This is a genomic window from Ferrovum sp. PN-J185 (genome assembly GCF_001581925.1).
Classification (GTDB): domain Bacteria; phylum Pseudomonadota; class Gammaproteobacteria; order Burkholderiales; family Ferrovaceae; genus PN-J185.
Window position 1 is genome coordinate 965,208 of sequence record NZ_LQZA01000001.1, and the last position, 6,267, is coordinate 971,474.

General features: G+C 27.8%; 4 protein-coding genes and 1 pseudogene. 4 read left to right on the forward strand and 1 reads right to left on the reverse strand.

The genetic code is table 11. The features are described 5' to 3' along the window. The first annotated feature begins 1 nt into the window (after position 1). From FV185_RS04650 to FV185_RS04665, 4 genes are read left to right on the forward strand one after another with little or no spacing between them, the layout of a single operon-like run. Positions 2-1,006: an HlyD family efflux transporter periplasmic adaptor subunit gene (locus FV185_RS04650; protein WP_067494103.1), complete on the forward strand. Its 1,005-nt coding sequence runs from the start codon at positions 2-4 to the stop codon at positions 1,004-1,006. Position 1,007: 1 nt separating this feature from the next. Beyond that, a complete protein-coding gene (locus FV185_RS04655; RefSeq protein WP_067494105.1) occupies positions 1,008-2,561 on the forward strand; it encodes a response regulator transcription factor in 1,554 nt (517 codons plus the stop codon). A 4-nt stretch (positions 2,562-2,565) separates the two neighbouring features. After that, positions 2,566-4,377, forward strand: coding sequence for a hypothetical protein (locus FV185_RS04660; RefSeq protein ID WP_067494108.1), 1,812 nt, complete (start codon positions 2,566-2,568; stop codon positions 4,375-4,377). After that, positions 4,367-5,116 (forward strand): hypothetical protein, encoded by a 750-nt coding sequence (locus FV185_RS04665; RefSeq protein WP_067494111.1) that lies wholly within the window; start codon positions 4,367-4,369, stop codon positions 5,114-5,116. The genes FV185_RS04660 and FV185_RS04665 overlap by 11 nt, the downstream gene beginning before the upstream one ends. 247 nt (positions 5,117-5,363) lie before the next feature. On the opposite strand, the pseudogene FV185_RS09675 reads toward FV185_RS04665, so the two are convergent. Further along, positions 5,364-6,267 (reverse strand): annotated as a pseudogene (locus FV185_RS09675) (hypothetical protein); the annotation flags it as partial.

Genomic DNA, 6,267 nt, shown 5'->3' on the forward strand with positions numbered 1-6,267 from the left:
CATGAAAAAAAGAAATAATATTAAAAAGATTATATTTGGCAATGATTCTGAAAACTATCTAGCTAAAAGCATCTTACTGGAAGAAGCTATTTCTCCATTCTATTTAAGAGGAACAATCTTATTTATTTCATTCTTAATTTTAGTTACGATTATTTGGGCATCATTTGCAAGACTTGATGTAGTAGCCAAAGCTATTGGAAAAATTGTACCAAGCGACTCGGTACAAGTGATACAACATCAAGATGGCGGAAGAATAAACAAAATATTTGTGGATGAAGGAAGCATTGTAAAGAAAGGAGACATGTTAATTTTACTGGACGATACTGCGGCCAAATCAGATTTAGAATCATTAAAAGCAAAAAGTGAAAAATTAAAAAGCGAGGTTAAGTACTTAAGTGAGCTAGCCAATATAAGATCAACACTTGCAAAACAAAATCTTGTTCCCAAAACAAGCTCACTAGATGCAGAAAAATCTTTAGCACAAACAGAAGGTGATTATGAAAGCACAGTATTTGAAATTAATAAACTAGAAGATCGGTTGTCACGTACTGAAATAAGATCTCCTTCAAATGGAATTGTACAGGATCTAAAATATAGAACCATTGGGGGAGTAATACCGCCAGGCGCTACTGTGATGAATGTAGTACCCTCAAACGACACATTGCGTGCTGAACTCCATGTTTCAACCAATGATATTGGACATATTAATGTTGGACAAAATGTAAGGCTCAAACTTGATACGTATGATTTTATGCGTTATGGAGTAATTAATGGAAAAATTTCAGTTGTCTCTGCATATAGTAGTATCGATGACAAAACAAACCTTCCCTACTTTTTATGTTATGCAACAGTACCAATAAAATACCTTGGAGATAAAACAAGACAATTACCTATACAGCCTGGTATGACATTGCAGGCTGATATAGTTACTTACAATCAAACCGTATTGGAATATGTGCTTCGTCCTATATATATTGCCTTTAAAGAAGGCATGAAGGAGAGATAATATGAAACTCTCTAAAAGACAAGTGCAAATATTAAACCTGATCAAGGAAGGAAAATCCAATTTTGAAATTGGTAATACTTTAACAATTTCTGAGGGTACTGTTAAACAACATCTATTTCAACTATATAAAAAACTAAATGTAAAAAACAGGACTCAAGCTTTAATAAAGTATCAAAATAGCTTAACAAGCTCTGATAGTGTAACTAAAAATCCGAAAACCAAAGTCTTAAATAACAAATTTACATGGAGGCTAATTTCGTCATTATCGCTTGTACCAGAATTAGAAAAAATAGACAAAAATACTTCATCAATAATAAAAATAAATAACCAAATAAACCAACTCAAAAGTGAAGCTGAAACAATATGTTCAATATTTGATGGAAATCTAATAACAATACCAGGAGTAGGTATTGTGATGCTATTTGGTTTTCCGCAAGATCACTCTGATGACTGTCATAGATCAGTAATTGCAGCTCAATATCTTACTAGATGGTCGAAAAACAATATTACTATTCCAATAAAATTCGGAATAGTTACATTACCAGAAGTTTATCTTGAAGATAAAAATATAGTATTTAAAACAGAATCTATTGAGAATTCTATAAAATTAGCAAAATTATCAAAACTTTATCAAATTTCTGTAAATGAAATTACCTATCAATTTACCAAGTCACTTTTTTATTATTCAGAACAAAAAATCACTAACGATAAAGATAGAACTATATATAGAGATCTAACAAACGACGTAACTAAATACAAAAATCATAATTACTATAATTACGTATCTATACTTTTTGAAAAAATAAAAACAACCCAATATTTACAAATCAAAATATTTTGTCTTGATCATACGGAAATTGTATTAATTCAAGATTTGATTCAAAATATCTCAAATAATGAAAATTTAATTGCTCTTCGTATATCACTTCCACATTTTAAAAATGAAGAATTATTTTATAAATCATTATTAGGTCAGATACTTCTTAATAATAAAATCATAGAAAATAGTTCAGTAATTTCAATAATTAAAAAAGCAGAATTATCAGAAAAAGAAAAGGTTATATTCCTTTTAAAAGCAATAAATAAAACAAATAAATTAATCCTTAATTTAGTAGGCTTCAACTCAGAATATGAAGCCAATAAAATATTAGAAAATATTGATATTAAAGATGACAAGAGTTTGGGTTTTTGTTTGATTATGTCTGAAATTAATATAAATATAAAAGGCAAAATAAAAATAAAATATTTTGAATTTCAAAACAACGAATGGGATAATACCAAATCCTATTCTTTTAAAATTAATCAGTATAATAAGAATATTCAACACTACCATTCAGAACTATCTAGGATAATTTCATCCTTAACAGCCAAGTCACTTGAAATACTTTATCGACTTGCACATAAAAGAATTGTTTATCTGAGTAACATAAGTGATTCGATTGATGAGCTAAAAAACACAAATTTAGTAGATACTGATGAAAACAGAATAATTCTTAAAAATAAAAAAGTGGCGGAAATTTTAAAAGAAATAATTTTCAATCCAGAATCAAATTAAAAATATGGATACTTTCAATATTGAACAATTTGAACATGACTGTATTTACAATAAAAGTACTGCTGTTAGTATTTTAATAGATTTATTATCGAATTTTGATAAAACACATGGCAACTGGCCAATAGTAAATACTTCTATTAAGTTAAATTTACCAAATAAAGATTTAATACAAAATTACATTATTTCAAGAATTTTAGGAAGTTTAAACTATTTATTCATATCAGAAACAGATTTCATAACAAATAATCAAAAAATTCAACTGCTATCACTACAAAGATGGCTTGCAATATTATATGGTGCAAGTGATTTAAAAAATGCAGATCATTTAATAAATTTAATCACAAAAAAAAATACCAACTCAATATCTATAAAAAAAGAACAATTTTATTCAATACTTTTATTATGTTTTCCAGATTCTAGTCATGATTTTTCTTTAGATGAGCTATGGCTTATTAATAAAGAATTAACCCTATCCTGGTGTTTCTCTATACTCAGTAATAGAATAATTATCACTAAGGAGGGTTTTTTAAAAAGAGAAAAAATTCTTGAGTATTTGGATTCAAAACATGAAGAAAATTTTAATATTGATTTAATACCTCAATCTATTTTACATGATGTTTATATGCATTGTAGTTACGCTTTTACTCCAAAAAAACATGGGGTAAAAAAAATAATTAATAAAATTATTCTTAACCTATTACATAAAAACAACATTACTGATATTCAAAATTTCACTAATTCAAATAAAAGAAAAATTTTCGTAATTGTTGAATGGTTCACAAGCTCACATTCTATTTATAGAACACATTCAAAATCCATCGAAGGCTTAAAAGATAAATTTGAGGTTATTGGAATCGGTTATTCAGAAATGGTTGATAAAACAACCATTAAATCTTTTAATAAATATATATCAATACCTAAAACGACAGTACTAAACCAAATAAAGTTTATAAAAGGTTTGGCTTTACAAGAGAATCCAATTTTTATTTATATGCCAAGTGTTGGCATGTTTCCATTAACAGTCTGGTTATCAAATCTAAGAATTGCTAAATTTCAATTTATAGGTTTAGGACATCCCGCAACAACCTTTTCCTCACATATTGATTATGTTGTAGTTGAGGAAGATTTTATTGGGAAAGAAGAAGTGTTTTCAGAGAAACTTCTCCGTTTACCGAAAAATGCTATGCCTTATAGATATCCCCCAGATTTCAATGAGAAATTTCTATTTAAAAGAAATAAAACTAATTTAAAAAATAAAAATATAACAGTTTGTGCTACGTCCATGAAAATTAATTATGTATTTTTAAATACATGTAATGAAATTAGTAAAAAATCAGTAAAAAAAATTAATTTTAATTTCCTTATAGGTAACGTAAGAGGAATTTCACACAAATATATAAGTAAAGTTTTTAATACATTACTTAATTGCAGTTATATTATCCATGGACAACAAAGTTATTCTGACTATCTGTCAAAAATTGCTGATTCTGACTTATTTATTAATCCCTTTCCGTTTGGAAATACTAATGGACTCATAGATACAGTTTTAGTAGAAAAAATTGGTATTTGCAAAACTGGCGAACAAGTTCATGAACACATTGACGAAGGATTATTTAGACGAATTGGGTTCCCTGATTGGACAATAACAAATACAGTTAGTGAATACATAAACGCAACATTAAAACTACTACATGAATGTGACTCAATTTCAGATTATAAAACCAAAAAACACTCAACAAATTTAAAAAAATATGTATTAAATGGCGACATATCGATCTTAAGTAAGCTATTAATTGAGATAACCAATGATAAATAAAATTTTTTTAATTTTGTTTACTCTATTACTTTCACTATACACACTGAATGCGAACTCTGTTCAAATAAAAATTATTACTATCAGCGGTAGTATTGATGAAACTTTATATCAGAGATTTTTAAAACTTAATTTATCAAATGATTTTAGTGCAATACCCGCTGGTCTTATTGTGTTTCTCGATAGCCCAGGCGGTGATGTTGATATTGCAATGAAAATGGGTAAAATTTTACGTAACTTTAACGCTCAAATTTTTGTTACTAAAAAATGTGCGAGCGCTTGCGTTCTGATATTCGCTAGTGGTGTAGTTAGAGACGCGCCAGAATTAAGCTTAGGAATACACAGATTTTCTATAAATAGTTATGATGTAAAATCAAAAAAAAATATACCAGTATATTTGTCAAAAGCATCTTCTGATTATAGTTTGATAATATATAAAAGAATTAATTCTTACCTAAAAGAAATGAATATAGATACTTCACTTTTAAAAAAAATGGAAGAAACTGATCCTAATAATATAAGTTGGCTTTCTCGCTTGGATGCTAAAAGGTACAATCTAATAGGTTACGACGATAATTACATATATAGTAAAGTAGAGAGTCTTCAATTGTTTGAAAACATTAGTTCATCAAGCTATAAAATAATAATCAACCAAATCTCTAACAACTGTGTGCTAAATAGTAAATTCATACAAAACCAGTTCATAAATTGCTATAAAAAATTGTTAATTAATAAAAATTAAATTAATCAATTAAATTCTAAATCATTTTGTATGAAGATGCTCATATTCACATATTCTACTTTATTAAAAGTTTATATTTTCAATTCTCTTTTCTTCCTAGCCTAACAACATATAAGCTTAGTTATATATTTATATACTTAAAACTCTTAATAATATAACAGTTTTTAAAATTCAATGATAAAGGACTTATATGAATAACATACACCTAATAATTTCAGACTTATCCAAAATAAAATCAACATATTTTTTAATCATGATTTTTTGGCGTAATACTCAAATGAACATCGGATGAGGATGATGTCGTGGATTCATAGTGAATAGTATGGTTTTGTGAATCATAATAAAAATTAGGCTTATTAGAATTAGCATTGCTATCCAAATTAAGAGTGGCTATATCAACCCAATTATGATTTTCATTTACAAACAATTCATAGGAGCCAGAGTTTTTACTATTTCCACCATTACCATTGTCTACAATTTCTATCCAATTTTGAACATGTCCAGTATCTACTGAACCAGATATTATGTTTGCCAAAGATAACTGATCATGATTTGTTGTAGAAAAATTATTAATATCTATATGACTATTTTGAGAAATATTAAACAAATCATTTCCTGAATGAGTATCTACCAAACTCACATTTAAATTCGCACTAGAATTAAAGTTAAATATATCGTTTCCATCGCCAACGGTAATATTTACTTGCCCAACACCACTAGCAGTATTTATGTAGAAGGTATCATTACCACTACCAGTTACGATATTCAAATTACCAGAGTTATCTGTAACATTGAACGTATTACTACCATTTCCAGAAGTAAGATTTATATCTCCAGCGCCACTTGATGTATTGATATTGTATGAGTCATTACCGTCACCTGATGTAATATTCAAATTGCCAGAGTTATCTGTAACATTGTACGTATTACTACCATTTCCAGAAGTAAGATTTATATCTCCTACGCCACTTGATGTATTGATATTGTATGAGTCATTACCGTCACCTGATGTAATATTCAAATTGCCAGAGTTATCTATTACGTTATACGTATCACTACCATTTCCAGAAGTAAGATTTATATCTCCAGCACCACTTGATGTATTGATATTGTATGAGTCATTACCGTCACCCGTTGTAATACTTAAATTA

Coding starts and splice junctions, on each gene's coding strand:
- FV185_RS04650 (WP_067494103.1), top strand. CDS start 2: ATGAAAAAAAGAAATAATATTAAAAAGATTATATTTGGCAATGATTCT.
- FV185_RS04660 (WP_067494108.1), top strand. CDS start 2,566: ATGGATACTTTCAATATTGAACAATTTGAACATGACTGTATTTACAAT.
- FV185_RS04655 (WP_067494105.1), top strand. CDS start 1,008: ATGAAACTCTCTAAAAGACAAGTGCAAATATTAAACCTGATCAAGGAA.
- FV185_RS04665 (WP_067494111.1), top strand. CDS start 4,367: ATGATAAATAAAATTTTTTTAATTTTGTTTACTCTATTACTTTCACTA.